The organism is Streptomyces sulphureus DSM 40104, assembly GCF_000381025.1.
Lineage (GTDB): Bacteria > Actinomycetota > Actinomycetes > Streptomycetales > Streptomycetaceae > Streptomyces > Streptomyces sulphureus.
In genome coordinates, this window is sequence record NZ_KB905814.1 from 731520 (window position 1) to 749370 (window position 17851).

Here is a 17851-nt window from a genome sequence, read left to right on the forward strand (position 1 = left end):
TCGGCCCGAACACCGCGACGGGCGGGGCCGCCCCGGGGGCGGCCCCGCGTGCTACACCACGAGGCTCACCAGCGCGGCCACCACGAACCCCGCGACGGAGAGCACGGTCTCCAGCACGGTCCACGACTTCAGCGTGTCCCGCTCGGAGATGCCGAAGTACTTGGCGACCATCCAGAACCCGCCGTCGTTGACGTGCGAGGCGAAGATGGACCCGGCGGAGATCGCCATGACGACGAGTGCCACGTGCGCCTGCGAGTAGTCCCCGGCGTGGAGCAGCGGCGCGACGATGCCCGCCGTGGTGACGATCGCGACCGTCGCCGAGCCCTGTGCGATCCGCAGCACGACGGAGATGAGCCAGGCGAGGAGGATCACGGGAAGCCCCGCGTCGCTGAAAACGTCGGCGAGCGCCTGCGCGACCCCCGACCCCTGGAGCACGGCACCGAAGATGCCGCCCGCACCCACGACGAGGAGGATGTTGCCCACCGGCTTCAACGAGGCCGTGGACACGGTCTCCAGGGACTTGCGGCTCCACCCGCGGCGGATGCCGAGGAGGTAGTAGGCGAGGAAGAGGGCCACGGTCAGCGCGACGAACGGGTGCCCGACGAACTCGACGACCGACCGCGGCGTCGAGGGGTCGAGCGCGATCGAGGAGAACGTCGCGGCGAGGATGAGGATCAGCGGGGTGCCGATGATCGCGAGCACCGTGGAGACGGCGACCGGGCGCTCCGCCGCGTCGCCGCCCGAACCGCCCTTCCGCACGGGCCCGTTGGCCGCCTTGTCGGCGGCGACGGCCCGCTTCGACTCCTCGGCCGCCTCCACCATCTCCTGCGGCACCTCGACGAAGACGCGCTTCCCGATCCACGCCGAGTACACCCACGCGGCGAGCACGGCGGGGATGCCGCAGACGACGCCCATGAGGATGATCCACCCCAGGTCGACGTCGAGCAGCCCGGCAGCGGCGACGGGGCCCGGGTGCGGCGGCAGGAATGCGTGGGTCATGGAGAGCCCGGCGAGCATCGGCATCGCGTACAGGAGCACGGACTTGCCGCTCCGCTTGGCCGCGGCGTAGACGATCGGCGCGAGGACGAAGATGCCGACGTCGAAGAAGACGGGGATGCCGAAGATGAGGCCCGTCAGCCCCATCGCGAGCGGCGCCCTGCGCTCTCCGAAGAGCCCGAGGAGCCGCGAGGAGAGCGCCTCTGCGCCGCCGCTCACCTCCAGGATGGCGCCGAGCATCGTACCGAGCCCGATGATGATGGCGACGTGGCCGAGGATGCCGCCCATCCCGTCCTCGATGAGCGAGGAGACGTCGGACTCCTGGACGGTGCCGAAGAGTTCGGTGACCGAGAGCCCGGCTGCGAGGCCGACGGCTATGGAGACGGCGAGCAGCGCGACGAACGGCTGCAACCGCACCTTGATGATGAGGACGAGGAGGAGGGCGATACCGAGGGCCGCCACGGTGAGCAGCCCTGCGGTGCCGGGTATCAGTGCGAGCAGCCCGCCGGTGTGCGGCGGGGCGTCCTCTGCGAGCAACATGCGGTGACCTCGTGACTTCCGTGCAGCGCCGGGCGGTTGGAGCGGCGCGGGAGGGGTGGGGGGCAGCCAAAGGTGGTGCAGGGGAGCGCGGGCGCGCCCGTCGGCCGGGATGGCGGCGGGGTACGCGCGGCGTGCGGGGAGGTGCGCAGGGCGGCGCTCGCGGAGGGTGTGCGCGGTCCGCGCACGCGGGGCGCCGTCTGACTTGGGAAGGGGGGAGTCGGGAGCCGCGCCGCCCCGCCGCTCAGGCGGGGCGGCGGGCGTGTTCAGCCGAGGACGGCGAGGACGTCGACCTCGACGAGGAGCCCCGCGGGCAGGCCGACGTACACGGTGGTGCGGGCAGCCGGGGCCTGCTGGAGGTCGGCGAAGTACTCGTTGTAGACCTCGTTGAGCTCGGGGAAGTGCGCGGTGTCCGTGAGGTAGACGCGGATCATCACCGCGTCCTCCCAACTGGCGCCGCCCTCGCGGAGGATCGCCTCCGCGTTGGCGAACGCCTGGAGCGTCTGCTCGCGCAGCCCGGGCCCGACCGGCTCGGGCCCCTTCCCCTCGACGGCGGGGCCGAAGCCGACCTGCCCCGCGACCTGGAGGATGTTCCCCTTCTTCACGCCGTGCGAGAACTTCGCGGGCGGCGTCGTGTGCGTCGGCGGGGTGAGCGCGGTCTTGGCGAGGCTGTTCTCAGTCATGGTGGGGTTCTCCTGAACGTCTCCGGGGTGGAGCGGTACGGGTCGGTCTCCCCGCGTACTCGGCGCTGATCGCCTCGGCGGTGCGCCGCACGCGCGGGAGGAGGGTGAGGAGTTCGTCGCCGGAGACGACGACGTTCGGCGCCGAGACCGACATCGCCGCGACGGTGCGTCCGTCGGCGCCGCGGATGGGTGCCGCGACGCAGTTGATCGACTCCTCGTGGCCGCCGAGGTCGGTGGCCCAGCCCTGTTCGCGGACGCGGTCGAGCTCGGCGAGAAACTCGGCGGCGCTCCGGATCGAACGGGCCGTGTAGCGGGGGTAGTCGAGCCGGTCGGCGAGCGCGCGCCGCTCCGGCTCCGGCAGGTCGGCGAGGCAGAGCTTGGCGACCGCGGCCACGGTGAGCGCCACGGGCTTGCCGATCCTGGAGTACATCCGGACCGGGTAGCGGCTCTCCACCTTGTCGATGTAGACCACCTCGTCCTCCTCCTGCACGGCGAGGTGGACGGTGTGCCCGCAGGCGGCGTTGAGCTCCGCGAGGTGGGGGTGCGCGATCTCGCGCACGTCGAGGTTCTCGACGGCCTGTTGGGCGAGGGAGAAGAGCCGGGCGCCGAGGCGGTAGCGCTGGTCCCGCTGCCGGTAGACCATGCCGTGCTCGTCGAGGGTGCGCAGCAGCCGCAGCGCGGTGGACTTGTGCACGTCCAGCCGGGAGGCGACCTGCTCCAGGTTGGCCGGTCCCTCGGCGAGGAGCGGCAGGATGCGCAGCGCGCGGTCGACGGTCTGGCTCACCGGGCACCGCCCGGTTCGGCCCCTCGCGGGCTGCGGGTTGCGGACGGCGGTGTCATACGGCGTGGTCCTCCGATGCGGGTGCGGCAGCCCCGAGTCGCCCGTTCGCGGTCCATCCGGGAGCGAGCCGCAGTCTGCCCCACGCCTCCTCGTCGAGCGCCGCCAGCCGGTCGGCCGCGGCCGGCGCGGGCGGCTCCGCGAGGTCGCCCGGCGCCGTGAGCGCCGCGGCGGCGAGGAGGTGGCCGTGGCGCAGCCGTTGGGCGAGCGGCAGTCCGCGCAGCGTGCCCGAGAGGAAGCCGGCGGCGAAGGCGTCGCCCGCGCCGACGGGTGCGACGACGTCGACGTCGAGCCCCGGCGCGCGCACACGCAGCCCGTCGCCGGTGAACGCCGTCGCCGAACGGTCGGCGCTCTTGACGACGAGCAGCGACGGCTCCGGCAGCGCCGCGCGCACCGCCTCGGGGCCTCCGGTGACGCCCCAGGCGGCGGCCGCCTCGTCCTCGCCGACGAGGACGAGGTCGCAGCCGCGTGCGAGGTCGAGCAGCAGCTCGGGGGTGCCGGGCGCCGAACGCCAGAGCGTGGCGCGGTAGTTGACGTCGAAGGAGACGAGCGGCCGGGGCCGGCGCGGCGCGGTGAGCGCACGGACCAGCGCGAGGCAGTCGGCGGAGAGCGCCGAGGTGATGCCGGTGAGGTGGAGGACGCGTCCTGCGTCGGCGGCGGCGAGGTCGGTGGTCGCGGGGGACATCGCGGAGGCCGCCGAGCCCGCGCGGTAGTACGCCACTTCGCCGTCGCCCGGGGCCTGTTCGGCTCCGGTCGCCCGTTCCCCGTCGGTGCGGAAGTAGACCCCGGTGGGGCGCACGGGGTCGCGGCGGACGGCCGAGGTGTCGACGCCGTGCGAGGCGACGGTGCGCACCAGGTGGTCGCCGAAGCCGTCGGCGCCGACGCGGCTGATCCACCGGGTGCTGTGCCCCCAACCGGCGAGCGCACAGGCGACGTTGGACTCGGCGCCGCCTATCGCCCGCGTGAACGACGGCACGTCGGCGAGAGGGCCCGGGCGGGACGGCAGGAACGTCACCATCGACTCGCCGAGGCAGACGGCGTCGCAGGCGACGTCGGTCAGCGCGTCGTCGGTGTGCGGGGGGCGGTTCGCGTCCGTCACTGCCTGCGGCTCCTCGGGTACGGCGGCGGAGGGCGGTCGCCTTTCGCGCGCGGTCTGCGTCTCCATTGACCTGCTGTTCGCCGGGATGCTAGACAGCAACAAGCGATATACGCAATGCATGTTGCACAGATCGCAACAGCGCCCCGGGGGTGTTCGGCCACCGGGCCGCCGGCCCGCCGACGCCCCGACCATGGGGCGCCGTTGCACACCGCGGTACGGCCACCCGCCGCGCCGCCCGCACCCGTCCGTCCGTGCCCCAGGCACCACTGCCCCCGGAGTCCGCATGGCCGCCGCCCCCGTTCCCGCCGAGACCAGCCTCACCGAGGAGCGCGTCGACCACCGCTTCAAGGGGCTGCCACCGGACGCCGAGGGGCTCACCGTCGGCGAACTCACCGCTCAGCACCGCAACCTCTTCACCGGCGGCTTCACCACCCCCGTCCTCGCCCTCGACGAGGAGCGGCTCGACCACAACCTCGCCCAGCTCGGGACGTACACGGCCCGCCACGGCCTCGCCTTCGCACCGCACGGCAAGACGTCGATGGCGCCCGCGCTCTTCCGCCGCCAACTCGCCCTCGGTGCCTGGGGCATCACCCTCGCCGTCCCTCACCAGGTGCGCGTGGCCCGCGCGTTCGGTATCGAGCGGATCTTCCTCGCCAACGAGCTCGTCGACGCCGCCGCGCTCCGCGCCCTCTCCGCCGACCTCGACGCCGACCCGTCGTTCAGGTTCGTCTGCTACGTCGACTCATTGGCGGGCGTCGCGCTCATGGACGAGGCGCTGCGGGAGGCGGAGGCTCGGCGTCCGCTCGACGTCGTCGTCGAACTCGCCGCGGGCGACGGTGCGCGGACAGGCGCGCGGACCGAGGAGGAGTGCGCCCGGATCGCGGAAGCGGTCGCGCGCACCTCGACGCTACGGCTCGTCGGTGTCGCCGGCTACGAGGGCGAGGTCCCGGGCGCCACCGCCGGCACCCCGGCCGAGGGCCACGAGAAGGTGACCGGATGGCTGCGCCGACTCACCGCGCTCCTCGCCGAGTTCGACGCGTCCGGCCGGTTCGACGCGCTCGACTCCGGGGCCGAGGTGGTGCTCAGCGCGGGCGGCAGCGCCTGGTTCGACGCCGTCGCCGAGGTGTTCGAGGAGCTTCCCCCGCTGTCGCACCCCGTCCTCAAGCTCCTCCGCTCGGGCGCCTACGTCTCGCACGACGAGGGCCACTACCGCGAGCTCACCCCGTTCAACCGCGTTCCCGACGAGGGCGCCCTCCAGCCCGCACTCCGGCTGTGGGCCCAGGTCGTCTCCCGCCCCTCCCCCGACCAGGCGTTCCTCAACGCCGGCAAGCGCGACGCCGCCCACGACCTCCACCTCCCCCAGCCCCGCGAGATCCGCCCGGCCGACGGCGGTCCCGTACGCGCCGCCACCGGGGTCTCCGTCACCGGGCTCTCCGACCAGCACGCCTGGGTACGCACCGAACCGGACGCGCCGCTCGCGGTCGGCGACTGGGTCGCGCTCGGCATGTCCCACCCCTGCACCATGTTCGACAAGTGGCAGCTCATCCCGATGACGGCGCCCGACGGAACGGTCGTCGAGTACGTCCGCACCTTCTTCTGACCGGTCCCCAGCAACCCCAGCCACCGTCGCAGGAAGGCAGCCCATGGACCTGGTGATCACCGACGTCGACGTCGCCGACGGCAGCGGAGGCCCCGCCTACCGCGCCGACGTCGCGCTCCGGGACGGACGCATAGCCGAGATCGCCCGCGAGGGCGAACGCCGCCCCACCGCACCGCAGTTGCTCGACGGCGCCGGCCTCACCCTCGCCCCCGGCTTCATCGACATGCACGCCCACTCCGACCTCGCCGTCCTCCGCGACCCCGACCACTCGGCAAAGGTCGCGCAGGGCGTCACCCTGGAGGTCCTCGGCCAGGACGGCCTCTCCTACGCGCCCTCCGACGACCGCACCCTCGCCGAGGTCCGCCGCGCCATAGCCGGTTGGAACGGCAGCCCGCCGGGGGACGACTCCCTCGACTTCGACTGGCGCTCCGTCGGCGGCTACCTCGACCGCATCGACCGCCAGGGCGCCCCCGTCAACGCCGCTTACCTGGTGCCGCAGGGCACCGTCCGGATGCTCGCCGTCGGCTGGGAGGACAGGCCGGCGACCGACGCCGAACTGGGGCGGATGCGCCGACTCGTCGCGGAGGGGATGCGGGAGGGCGCCGTCGGCATGTCCTCGGGGCTCACCTACACACCGGGCATGTACGCCTCCGGCTCCGAACTCGCCGAGCTGTGCGCCACGGTCGCCGAGCACGGCGGCTACTACTGCCCCCACCACCGCTCCTACGGCGCCGGCGCGCTGGAGGCGTACGCGGAGATGGTCGACGTCAGCCGCCGCTCCGGCTGCCCGCTCCATCTCGCGCACGCCACCATGAACTTCGGCGTCAACAGGGGCCGCGCGGGCGAGCTCCTCACGCTCCTCGACGAGGCGATCGAGGCGGGCGCCGACATCACCCTCGACACCTATCCGTACACCCCCGGCTGCACCACCCTCGTGGCGATGCTGCCGAGTTGGGCGCACGAGGGCGGTCCGGACGCCGTCCTCGCCCGCCTCGCCGATCCGGAGCAGCGCGCGCGCATCCGGCAGGCCATGGAGGTCGAGGGGTCCGACGGCTGCCACGGCGTCCCCATCGAGTGGGACGCCATCGAGATCTCCGGCACCTCGGAACCCGCGCTCTCGGCGTACGTCGGGAAGACGGTGGCGGCTTCCGCGGCCGAGCGCGGCGAGGAGCCCTTCACCACGGCCCAACGGCTGCTCGTCGAGGACGGGTTGGGAACGACGATCCTCCAGCACGTCGGCCACGAGGGGAACGTCCGCGCCATCATGCGCCACCCGGTGCACACCGGCGGCAGCGACGGCATCCTCCAGGGCGCCAAGCCGCATCCCCGCGCCTACGGCACCTTCCCCCACTACCTCGGCCACTACGTGCGCGAGGAGGGCGTACTGGGGCTGGAGGAGTGCGTGGCGCATCTGACGTCGCGCCCCGCCGCGCGCCTGCGCCTCCCCGACCGCGGCCTCGTCCGCGAGGGCTACCGCGCCGACCTCGTCCTCTTCGACGCCGCCACGGTCGCCGCCGGCTCCACGTTCGAGGAGCCGCGGGCGCTGCCGCGCGGCCTCCCGCACGTCCTCGTCGACGGCCGCTTCACCGTCCGCGACGGTCGGCGCACCGACGCGCTGCCGGGCCGCTCGGTCCGCCGCGCCGCCTGACGGCACCGTTCGACAGGCAGGGGGCGTACGGGAGTTCCGTACGCCCCCTGCCTGCATCGTCAGGTGTGCTGGTAGGCGACGAGCGAGATACCCACGTAGTGCACGGCGAACGCGGCGAGCGTGAACGAGTGGAAGACCTCGTGGAACCCGAACCAACGGGGCGAGGGGTTCGGCCGCTTGATCCCGTAGACCACACCGCCCGCGCTGTACAGCAGCCCGCCGACGACGACGCAGACGAGCACCGTCATGCCGCCCGTCCGGAGGAAGTCGGGGAGGAAGAAGACGGCGGCCCAGCCCATCGCGATGTAGCACGGCGTGTAGAGCCAGCGGGGCGCACCGACCCAGAGCACCCGGAAGGCGATGCCGACGGCCGCGGCCACCCAGATCCCCCACAGCAGCAGGTCGCGGCGGCCGTCGGGGAGGAGCAGTATCGTCAGCGGCGTGTAGGTGCCGGCGATGATGAGGAAGATGTTGGCGTGGTCCAACCGCCGTAGCACGCCGTCGACTCGGCGGGACCAGTTGCCGCGGTGGTAGAGCGCGCTGACGCCGAAGAGCAGGCACGCGGTGAGCGTGTAGACGGCGCAGGCGACCCGTCCGCGCGTGCTGCCGGCGAGCGCCGTGAGGAAGACGCCGGAGATCAGCACGGCGGGGAACATGCCCGCGTGGAGCCAGCCGCGGAGCCGGGGCTTCAGCGCCTCTGCGGCCTGCCCGGCCGAGGCGCTCAGCCGCGCCGCCGGCTTGGCGAGCGAGACGCGCTGGGCGAGCGGGGTCGGTTCTGACGGCTTGTCCTGTACGGGAGTTGGGGACGCAGACGTCTGCTCCGTACGCGGCGGAAGCGGGGCGGCAGTCATGGCGACATCGTACCTACGGAACCGTAGGTAACCCTCGCCGGACCGGTGTGAGCGCCATTGCACCGCACAGCGGGGAACCCGTCGACCATGCCCGGGTAAAAGACATTGCACACATGAGCATGGATCTCATCAAGTGGCCTCGGACACATCGTCGCCGTCTGGACAGAACCCCCCTTCGCCTCGCATGATCAGATGAGCACAAGCGGCACCGGATGAGCATCACCTGGCTCCGACGGTCGACAGCAACGACCGGCACCGGGACACAGGAGACGCCTGGGACGCCCAGAACACCGCAGCGTCCGGGTCGCGGCCCCCAAGGGGCGCGCTGAGAGTCGGACAACGAAACGCGGACGCACCTGCCGGCGTCCGCGGACACCCTCAAACGTCTGGAGCGATCGTGGCGCGCAGTACTGCGGCTCCCAACACCATTCCGACGACCCCTGCCACCCCGCCGACCGGCCACCGCGAACTCGTCGCGTGGGTCGAGAAGATCGCCTCACTCACCGAGCCCGAGCGGATCGTCTGGTGCGACGGCTCGGAGGCGGAGTACGACCGCCTCGCCGAAGAGCTCGTCGAAAAGGGAACGTTCAAGAAGCTCGACCCGATCAAGCGCCCCCACTCCTACTACGCCGCCTCCGACCCGAGCGACGTCGCCCGCGTCGAGGACCGCACCTTCATCTGCTCGGAGCGCGAGGAGGACGCGGGCCCCACCAACCACTGGAAGGCCCCCGCCGAGATGCGCGAGATCTTCTCGGGCGAGGAGGGCATCTTCCGCGGCTCCATGCGCGGCCGCACCATGTACGTGGTGCCCTTCTGCATGGGTCCGCTCGGCTCCCCGCTCTCGGCGCTCGGCGTCGAGATCACCGACTCCGCCTACGTCGCCGTCTCGATGCGCACGATGACGCGCATGGGACAGCCCGTCCTCGACGAGCTCGGCGACGACGGCTTCTTCGTCAAGGCCGTGCACACGGTCGGCGCCCCGCTCGCCGAGGGCGAGCAGGACGTCCCCTGGCCCTGCAACCCGACGAAGTACATCTCGCACTTTCCCGAGTCCCGCGAGATCTGGTCGTACGGCTCGGGATACGGCGGCAACGCGCTCCTCGGCAAGAAGTGCTACGCGCTGCGCATCGCCTCGGTGATGGCGCGCGACGAGGGCTGGCTCGCCGAACACATGCTCATCCTCAAACTCACCCCGCCCCGCGGCGGCACCGAGGCCGTGAAGTACGTGGCGGCGGCCTTCCCCTCCGCATGCGGCAAGACCAACCTCGCCATGCTCCAGCCGACGATCCCCGGCTGGACCGTCGAGACGATCGGCGACGACATCGCGTGGATGCGGTTCGGCGAGGACGGCCGCCTCTACGCGATCAACCCCGAGGCCGGCTTCTTCGGCGTCGCACCCGGCACGGGCGAGGACACCAACGCCAATGCGATGAAGACCCTTTGGGGCAACTCGGTCTTCACCAACGTCGCGCTCACCGAGGACGACGACGTCTGGTGGGAGGGCATGACGGAGGAGCCTCCCGAGCGCCTCACCGACTGGAAGGGCAACGCCTGGACGCCGGAGAGCGGCACCCCTGCCGCCCACCCCAACGCCCGTTTCACCGTGCCCGCCGGCCAGTGCCCGATCATCGCGCCCGAGTGGGAGGACCCGCGCGGTGTGCCGATCTCCGCGATCCTCTTCGGCGGGCGCAGGGCCACCGCCGTCCCGCTGGTGACCGAGTCCTTCGACTGGCAGCACGGCGTCTACCTCGGGGCCAACGTCGCCTCCGAGAAGACGGCGGCGGCCGAGGGCAAGGTCGGCGAACTCCGCAGGGACCCCTTCGCGATGCTCCCCTTCTGCGGCTACAACATGGGCGACTACTTCGGCCACTGGGTCGAGGTCGGTCGGCAGGCGGACCCGGAGAAGCTTCCGAGGATCTACTACGTCAACTGGTTCAAGAAGAACGACGAGGGCAAGATCGTCTGGCCCGGCTTCGGTGAGAACTCGCGCGTCCTGAAGTGGATCGTCGAGCGTCTCGACGGCGAGGCGGAGGCCGTCGAGACACCGATCGGCAGGGTGCCGACCAAGGACGCGCTCGACACCGCAGGGCTCGGCCTCTCCGACGCCGACCTCGACTTCCTCCTCGACGTCGACAAGGACGTCTGGCGCAGCGAGGCGGCCCTCGTCCCCGAGCACTTCAACACCTTCGGCGACCACACACCCAAGGAGCTGTGGGACGAGTACCGGGCGCTGGTCCAGCGCCTCGGCTGACAGACCCGCCGGGGCACGCCCCGGCGCACGGCCGATCGGGGCGGCTCCGTCGCACCACCGCAGGGGTGGGACGGAGCTGTCGGTCAGGCCCGATCGAAGAGGGCCGCCTCCCACCAGTGCGGGAGGCGGCCCTTTGGGCTCTGCCCGTGCAACCGCCCTGCGGACGGGGCGCGTCGGGTCAGGCTGCCGCCGGCTGGCGGGCCGCGTGGCTCCGGGCGCGCTCGGCGGCGAGCTCGGCCGCCTCGGTGTCGTCCCGCGTCGTGGCGAGCGCGAGGGCGTAGTCGGCGAGCATGTGGGCGCGCTGGTGGAGCGAGGCGAGGTGTGCCTGCTCCGACGGCGCCGAGGTGGGCGCGGCCCGCAGCGGCCGGACGCCTCCGCTGAGGCGGGCGGCGTGCGCGGCGAGACGGTGCGCGGCGTCGTCGAGCTCCGCGCTGGGGGTGAGCGCGCGGAGTTCGTCGGTCACGGTGAGGAGCGCCGTGAGGTGCCCGGCGAGCCGGATGTCGAGCTCCTCCTCGCGGGTACGACGGGGCAGCTCAGCGTCCGGCACGGAATGGACCGACTTGGTTCGGATCGGCTCGTACATGGATCGCCTCCCGGCTTGCGTCTTCAGGAAACCATCCTAACTTAGACTGAGTCTAAAATTGGCACGAATCAAAAAAGTATCCGCCCGCAGACGCTGCGTGACCGCCCGGAAAACACGCTGCGCGCCGACCGGAGTGCCGATCGACGCGCAGCGCGCGGGAGTTCAGACCTGGCTGTAGCCGTCGAGGAAGTGCGCGATCCGGGTGACCGCCTCGGCGAGCTCGTCGGCCGGGGGAAGGTTGACGATCCGGAAGTGGTCGGGCTCGGGCCAGTTGAAGCCGGTGCCGTGGACGATCATGATCTTCTCCTGGCGGAGCAGGTCGATCACCATCTGCCGGTCGTCCTTGACCTTGTGCACCTTCGGGTCGAGCCGTGGGAACGCGTAGATGGCGCCCTTCGGCTTCACGCAGGTGACGCCGGGGATCTGGGTGAGCAGGTCGTAGGCGACGTCGCGCTGCTCCAGCAGCCGCCCACCCGGCAGCACCAGGTCCTGGATCGACTGCCGGCCGCCGAGCGCCGCCGCAACCGCGTGCTGCGCGGGCATGTTGGCGCAGAGCCGCATGTTGGCGAGGATCGTGAGCCCCTCGATGTAGCTCTCCGCTTCGTCCTTCGGGCCGCACACGGCGAGCCAGCCGCTGCGGTACCCGGCGACGCGGTACGCCTTCGAGAGGCCGTTGAAGGTGAGCACCATCAGGTCGGGCGCGACGGTGGCCGTGGGGGTGTGGACCGCACCGTCGTAGAGGATCTTGTCGTAGATCTCGTCCGAGCAGACGACAAGTTGGTGTCGGCGGGCGATCTCCGTGAGGCCCCGCAGCATCTCCTCGCTGTAGACCGCGCCCGTCGGGTTGTTCGGGTTGATGATGACGAGCGCCTTGGTGCGGTCGGTGATCTTCCGCTCGATGTCGGCGAGGTCGGGCATCCAGTCGGCCTGCTCGTCGCAGCGGTAGTGGACGGCGGTGCCGCCCGAGAGGGAGACGGAGGCCGTCCACAGCGGGTAGTCGGGCGCCGGGACGAGGACCTCGTCCCCGTCGTCGAGGAGCGCCTGCATCGACATCTGGATCAACTCGGACGCGCCGTTGCCGAGGTAGACGTCCTCGACGTGGAGGTCCTCGATGCCCTGGTTCTGGTAGTGCTGCACGACGGCGCGGCGTGCGGCGAGGAGGCCCTTGGCATCGCCGTACCCGTGCGAGGTACCGACGTTGCGGAGCATGTCCTCGAGGATCTCCGGCGGGCAGTCGAACCCGAAGGCCGCCGGGTTGCCCGTGTTGAGCTTGAGGATGCGGTGACCTGCCGCCTCCAGCCGCATCGCCTCCTCAAGGACCGGGCCCCGGATCTCGTAACAGACGTTGGCGAGCTTGGTCGACTGGATCACCTGCATATCGCCACCATACGGGCGCTCCGCACGACCCGCTCCGTGTTTTCCCTCACCCAGCGCTGCCACCCGGCGACGGAACCGGACGCGGGCGTGCGGACGTCCCCGCGCGCACGGCCGTGGCCGTCGGCGCGGGCGATGGCCGACAATGACCCACATGCCCTCCGCAGCCACCGGCTCCGCACCCGCGCTCGGGCTGCGCGAGCGGAAGAAGATCCGCACGAGACAGGCCATCCGCGCGGCGGCCTACCGCCTCTTCGAGGTCCGCGGCTACGACGCGACCCCCGTCGACCGCATCGCCGAGGAGGCCGAGGTCTCCCCCAGCACCGTCTTCCGGTACTTCCCGACCAAGGAGGACATGGTCCTCCCCGACGAGTACGACGTACTGATCGGCGAGGCACTCGCCCGGCGCCCCGCCACCGAGTCGCCCGTCCGCGCCGTCGGCGGTGCCGTCGCCTCGGCCCTGCACGAGGTCTACCAGCGCGACGGTCGCGAGATGCAGCTCCGGCTCCACCTGCTGCGGGAGATCCCCGCGCTCCGCAGCCGCGCCGCCGACCACGGAGCCGAGACGGTGCGCGTCCTCGCGCGCATCCTCGCGGACCGCACCGGACGCCCGGTCGACGACCTCGAACTCCGGGTCGTCTGTACCGCGTTGGTCGCCTCGCTCACCGAGGTCGTCTTCGGCTGGATCGACTCCGGCACGCACGACGACCTCCCCGCGCTCGTCGACCGCACCCTGGCCACGCTGGAGCGCGGGCTCACTCTCTGAGAGAGCGCTCCTGCCGTGCGGAGCGGTCGCGGACCCCGGCCATTGTCCGTACCTACGCCCCGTCGACCGACGGCTCCAACTGCTGCACCAGTTCCTCGGTGTCCGTCGTCGGACGGGCGCAGACGAAGCCGCGGCAGACGTATGCGGCCGGCTGCCCGTCGAGCAACGGCCGGTCGGCGAGGAGCGGAACAGCCGCCTCGTCGCCGGGCTCGCCCGCGGCGACCACCGCGCCGGGAGCCGTCGTCAGCAGTGCGGTGCGGTGGAGCCGCGCCGTCGCCGACGCGTCGTGCGGGCCGACGACGGCGACCTCGCGCGGCCCGTCGAGGGCTGCTTCCGCCGCCGACAGGCCCCAGCCGAGGAAGCGCGGCGCCCGGGCCGCGAGCGGGCGCAGGACGCCCAACGCCTGCTCGGCCGCGGTGCGGTGGCGCTCGCTGCCCGTGTACGCCGCGTACGAGAGGAGGGCTGCCGCCGCCGCGTTCCAACCCGAAGGGGTGGCACCGTCCGTCGGGTCCTGCGGGCGGCGGATGAGCGCCTCGGCGTCGTCTGCGGTGTCGAAGAGGGCGCCCTCCTCGCCGCCGAACCGGGTGAGGACGGTCTCCAGCAGCGAGCCGGCGCGCTCCCACCACTCGGCGCTGCCCGTGACGGCGTAGAGCGCGAGGTAGCCCTCGGCCACGTCGCCGTAGTCCTCCAACACCCCTGCGTTCGCTCCCGCTTCGCCGTCCCGCGAGGTGCGCACCAGCCGGCCGTGCGCGTCCGTGTGGACCTCGGCGATCAGGCGGGCCGCGCGCTCGGCCGCGCGTACGAGGTCGGGGCGCTCGAAGTACGCGCCCGCCTCGGCGAGGGCCGCGACGGCGAGGCCGTTCCAGGCCGCCACGACCTTCTCGTCACGCGCCGGCCTGGGGCGCGTCGACCGTGCAGCGAGGAGCCGGGCACGTAGCGAGTCGGCGCGACCTGCATCCAACGGGGGTGCGTCGTCAGGGAGTTGAAGGACGGAGGCGCCCTCCTCGAAGGTGCCCTCGACCGTGACGCCGTACCGCTCGGCGGCGGCCTCGGCGTCCTCGTCGCCGAGCGCCTCGGCGAGCTGCGCCGGCGTCCACACGTAGTAGGCGCCCTCGCGGTGGCGGCCCGCGGCGTCCTCGCTGTCGGCGTCGAGCGCCGATGCGAACCCGCCCTGGGACGTGCCGAGTTCGCGTACGAGGAAGTCGGCGGTCTCCAACGCGACCCGCCTGCCCAACTCCGAACCCGTGGCCCGCCACAGGTGCGCGTAGACGCGGCAGAGCTGCGCGTTGTCGTAGAGCATCTTCTCGAAGTGGGGCACCGTCCACTCCGCGTCGACCGAGTAGCGCGCGAAGCCGCCGCCGAGCTGGTCGTAGATCCCGCCGCGCGCCATCGCCTCGCACGTCGCCTCGACCATCTCGAGCGCGCCCTGCGAACCGGTGCGCGCATGGTGGCGCAGCAGGAACTCCAGCACCATCGGCGGCGGGAACTTCGGCGCACCGCCGAACCCGCCGTACCGCGCGTCGAACTCCCGCGTCAGCCCGAGGAGCGCAGCGCCGGCCTCCTCCTCTCCCGGCGGCTGCGCACCGGCCCCGCTGATCGCACGCGAGGCGAGGTCTCGCGTGATCCGCGAGGCGACGTCGGCGACCTCGCCCCGCCGATCCCGCCACGCGGCCTCGACCCCTTCGAGCACCTGCCGGAAGGACGGCATCCCGTGGCGCGGCACCGGCGGGAAGTACGTCCCGAAGTAGAAGGGTTGCCCCCCCGGGGTGAGAAAGACGGTCATCGGCCAGCCGCCCTGCCCCGTCGCCGCCTGCACAGCCTCCATGTACACGGCGTCGACATCGGGCCGCTCCTCGCGGTCGACCTTCACCGCAACGAACCGCTCGTTGAGATACCGAGCGAGCTCCTCGTCCTCGAACGACTCGCGCGCCATCACGTGACACCAGTGGCAGGCGGAGTAGCCGACGGACAGCAGGACGGGGACATCCCGGCGCCGCGCTTCCTCGAACGCCGCGTCGGACCACGGCCACCAGTCGACGGGGTTGTCGGCGTGCTGGAGCAGGTAGGGCGAGGTCGCGCCGGCCAACCGGTTCATACGATCCAGGCTCTCACAGGGCTCGGCACGACCTACGAAGCCTTTACGGGATCGCTTAGCTTGGCTGAAGTGCACTTGTGAGCCATCACCTGGTGGCCGGCTCACGCCTACTCCGAACCGGCCTGCCCGACCCCTCGGAACAGTACGCTGGGCGCAGCAGCGCCAGACCTGCCAAGTCTCCTCGAAGGAGGTACACCATGACCGCCGAGATGGTGGCGCCCGCGTGGATGCATGCGCAGATCAGCGCGGAACAGTACGACTCCTGGTCCGAGGAACAGTGCGCCGGCATCGAGATCGTGGACGGGATGGTCGTCGTGAGCCCGAGCGCCTCCAAGCGCCACAACCGGCTTGCCCGCGTTCTGGCCAACGCACTGGACACCGCCGCAGGCACGGACTGGAACGCAGACACGGACTTCGACGTCCGCCTGCAGGACGTTCCGCTCACCAACCGCCGTCCTGATGTCATCGTCTACCGCGCGGAGACCATCGACCTCACGCCCACCCGCCCCGAGCATGTACTCCTGGTCGTCGAGGTTGTGTCGCCCGGTTCGGAGACCACGGACAGGATCGTGAAGGTGGACCAGTACGCCAAGGCCGGCATCCCCTTCTACTGGCGCATCGAACAGGCTGCCACCGGAGTGCCCATCACCTACACCTACGTCCTTGACCCCGCCACCAAGGCTTACAGGGACGGCGAGATGTTCACCGGCGTGATCAAGGCTGCCGCACCCTTCGCTGTCACCGTGGACCTGGGAATCATCTGATAGCGCTGGAAGCGCACTTCTTCATGACTGAGCAACAGAGACGATGCGCCGGGGTACCGCGCCTTCTCGGAGGCCTCAGGTCCCCACTCTCACCAGTCGGCAAAGTCGTCGGCGTACTGAATTTGCTGCGGCACAGCCACGCCAACCCGGGAATGGGCCCGGGCGGACGTCGGAACAGGCTCCCCTTATCCTCGGCGCCATAGGCGCATTGCCCTGGTGATCAGACCTATTCAGGGCGCCAAAGCTTCGAGGGGTAAACAAGTGATGGAACCCACCGCAGGTGGCGGCACGGAAAAGACCCGTGAGCGAGCCTCGTATCTGATCGAGGGACGACGGGTGCGAATTTCGGATTTGGTGGATGCCGGGCTGCTGCCCGCGGGCACCCAGCTCACCTTTGAGCGCAAGCGATCCGGAAGAGTGCATCTAGCGCAGGTAACTGCGGATGGCAAGATCGAACTGCGGGACGGGCGAAAGTTTAAGACCCCCTCCAAGGCAGCCGCTGCAACTGTGGGAGGTGGATCTTTCGACGGCTGGACCTCGTGGGCGCTGGACAACGGCACCTTGCTGGACAACCTACGGCAGGAACTGCTGGACGCTGTGGTGGAGAAGCCGCTCTCCGACAGTCCCGCAGCCACTAGCTCCGCCGACAGGCACGCCTGGTTGAAGCACGCACGGAGGCAAGCCGACGCGGGCACCTGCATCTCCCTATCCGTTAGGGACCTGCTGGTCTGGTGGGGCGCGTCCAAGCGCGGCTACCGGGTCAGCGAACGGGCATCGGCCGAGTTGGCGAACCACGGCTTGTCCACCGTGCCAGATTTCACAGCTGTGGGCCTCGACGACCAGGTCACTCTGGTCGGACCGCCGGTGGACACCGAGGGGGATCAGGAGGAGGAGGCGGGGCACCACCCGGCAGCCGAGCAGAAGGCAGCGAGGGAGCACGAGGACAAGGAGACGACCGGCGCGCCGGGGCCCACCACCTCCGAGCAAGACGAGGACTTGCCGACGCAACAAGGGCAGGCAGTCGGAAACCTACCTTCGGCGCTCAAAGGGGTGACCTCTGTGACCTCCTCTGCGAGCTTCGAGGAGGCATTCACCAAGATGCGCCTCAACGCGTATTCACAGCTACCGGTGCTGGATGGACCTCGGAATTTGCGAGGGGCCGTCACCTGGGAATCCATCGCACGAGCGCGCCATGCGAACGCCGCAGCCCAGTTTCCCGATGCCATCATCGATGCTCACGCGGTCAGCTACACCGACCACCTGATCGACGTCCTGTCCGACATGGAACGGTTCGGCTTCGTCCTGGTCAAAGACCAGACGAACCAGATCGCCGGAATCATCACCGTCGCCGATATGGCCGCCGAATACGGCGCCACGGCCCGTCCGTTCCTACTCATCGGTGACCTAGACCGGCAACTGCGTTGGGTCATCTCGGAGGGCCTGGACCTTGCAGAGGTGATCGCGCTCTGCGATCCGGATGGACGCCGGAAGCTTACCGCCTTCGACCAACTGTCCTATGGGGACTACCAGCAGGTCCTGAGTAACCAGAAGCAGTGGGACAGGCTGGGCTGGCCGCTAGACCGCAAGTCCTTCACGGCCCGTCTCGACGAACTGCGCGAGATCCGCAACGAACTGATGCACTTCAACGACAAGGACAAGGTTGGCGACTCAGCGATACCCATGCTCCGCAACATGATCGAACTTCTGCGCGAACACGGAGGCTGAGGCACGGCGTCGAGAAGCCCCAGGACCCGAGCTGGGACGCG

General features: G+C 71.1%; 14 protein-coding genes. 6 read left to right on the forward strand and 8 right to left on the reverse strand.

Features of this window, described 5'->3' with window-relative positions; all coding sequences use genetic code 11:
- Positions 1–51 precede the first annotated feature (51 nt).
- From F603_RS0107405 to F603_RS0107420, 4 genes are all read right to left on the reverse strand, one after another.
- Positions 52–1536, reverse strand: coding sequence for a GntP family permease (locus F603_RS0107405; protein WP_019545376.1), 1485 nt, complete (start codon positions 1534–1536; stop codon positions 52–54).
- A 263-nt stretch (positions 1537–1799) separates the two neighbouring features.
- The gene (locus F603_RS0107410) at positions 1800–2216 is read right to left on the reverse strand and encodes a RidA family protein (RefSeq protein ID WP_019545377.1); all 417 of its coding nucleotides are present in this window, start codon (positions 2214–2216) and stop codon (positions 1800–1802) included.
- Positions 2209–3000, reverse strand: a complete 792-nt coding sequence (locus F603_RS0107415; protein WP_016907741.1) for an IclR family transcriptional regulator — start codon at positions 2998–3000, stop codon at positions 2209–2211. The genes F603_RS0107410 and F603_RS0107415 overlap by 8 nt, the downstream gene beginning before the upstream one ends.
- Positions 3001–3052: 52 nt before the next feature.
- Complete coding sequence (locus tag F603_RS0107420) at positions 3053–4153, reverse strand: sugar kinase (protein WP_211231030.1); 1101 nt, start codon at positions 4151–4153, stop codon at positions 3053–3055.
- Between the two features lie 283 nt (positions 4154–4436).
- Here F603_RS0107420 and F603_RS0107425 point away from each other — a divergent pair, with 283 nt between their 5' ends.
- Both F603_RS0107425 and F603_RS0107430 read left to right on the forward strand, forming a co-directional pair.
- On the forward strand, positions 4437–5753 hold the full coding sequence (locus F603_RS0107425; RefSeq protein WP_019545379.1) for a type III PLP-dependent enzyme domain-containing protein: 1317 nt from the start codon (positions 4437–4439) through the stop codon (positions 5751–5753).
- A 43-nt stretch (positions 5754–5796) separates the two neighbouring features.
- The gene (locus F603_RS0107430) at positions 5797–7401 is read left to right on the forward strand and encodes an N-acyl-D-amino-acid deacylase family protein (RefSeq protein WP_019545380.1); all 1605 of its coding nucleotides are present in this window, start codon (positions 5797–5799) and stop codon (positions 7399–7401) included.
- A gap of 59 nt (positions 7402–7460) precedes the next feature.
- Here F603_RS0107430 and trhA read toward each other — a convergent pair whose 3' ends face one another.
- Complete coding sequence (gene trhA, locus F603_RS0107435) at positions 7461–8252, reverse strand: PAQR family membrane homeostasis protein TrhA (protein ID WP_019545381.1); 792 nt, start codon at positions 8250–8252, stop codon at positions 7461–7463.
- Positions 8253–8649: 397 nt separating this feature from the next.
- Between trhA and F603_RS0107440 the strand changes: the two genes are divergently transcribed.
- A complete protein-coding gene (locus F603_RS0107440; RefSeq protein WP_019545382.1) occupies positions 8650–10503 on the forward strand; it encodes a phosphoenolpyruvate carboxykinase (GTP) in 1854 nt (617 codons plus the stop codon).
- 178 nt (positions 10504–10681) lie between these two features.
- Here F603_RS0107440 and F603_RS0107445 read toward each other — a convergent pair whose 3' ends face one another.
- Together F603_RS0107445 and F603_RS0107450 are read right to left on the reverse strand one after the other, a co-directional pair.
- Positions 10682–11086 (reverse strand): SCO4983 family protein, encoded by a 405-nt coding sequence (locus F603_RS0107445; RefSeq protein WP_019545383.1) that lies wholly within the window; start codon positions 11084–11086, stop codon positions 10682–10684.
- A 162-nt stretch (positions 11087–11248) separates the two neighbouring features.
- On the reverse strand, positions 11249–12463 hold the full coding sequence (locus tag F603_RS0107450) for a pyridoxal phosphate-dependent aminotransferase (protein WP_019545384.1): 1215 nt from the start codon (positions 12461–12463) through the stop codon (positions 11249–11251).
- Between the two features lie 142 nt (positions 12464–12605).
- Between F603_RS0107450 and F603_RS0107455 the strand changes: the two genes are divergently transcribed.
- On the forward strand, positions 12606–13226 hold the full coding sequence (locus F603_RS0107455; RefSeq protein ID WP_019545385.1) for a TetR/AcrR family transcriptional regulator: 621 nt from the start codon (positions 12606–12608) through the stop codon (positions 13224–13226).
- Positions 13227–13278: 52 nt separating this feature from the next.
- Here the strand turns inward: F603_RS0107455 and F603_RS0107460 are convergent, their stop codons facing one another.
- The gene (locus F603_RS0107460) at positions 13279–15321 is read right to left on the reverse strand and encodes a thioredoxin domain-containing protein (RefSeq protein WP_019545386.1); all 2043 of its coding nucleotides are present in this window, start codon (positions 15319–15321) and stop codon (positions 13279–13281) included.
- Positions 15322–15518: 197 nt separating this feature from the next.
- Between F603_RS0107460 and F603_RS0107465 the strand changes: the two genes are divergently transcribed.
- Positions 15519–16085: a Uma2 family endonuclease gene (locus F603_RS0107465; protein WP_019545387.1), complete on the forward strand. Its 567-nt coding sequence runs from the start codon at positions 15519–15521 to the stop codon at positions 16083–16085.
- Between the two features lie 264 nt (positions 16086–16349).
- A complete protein-coding gene (locus tag F603_RS0107470) occupies positions 16350–17810 on the forward strand; it encodes a restriction system modified-DNA reader domain-containing protein (protein WP_026328213.1) in 1461 nt (486 codons plus the stop codon).
- Positions 17811–17851: the final 41 nt, after the last annotated feature.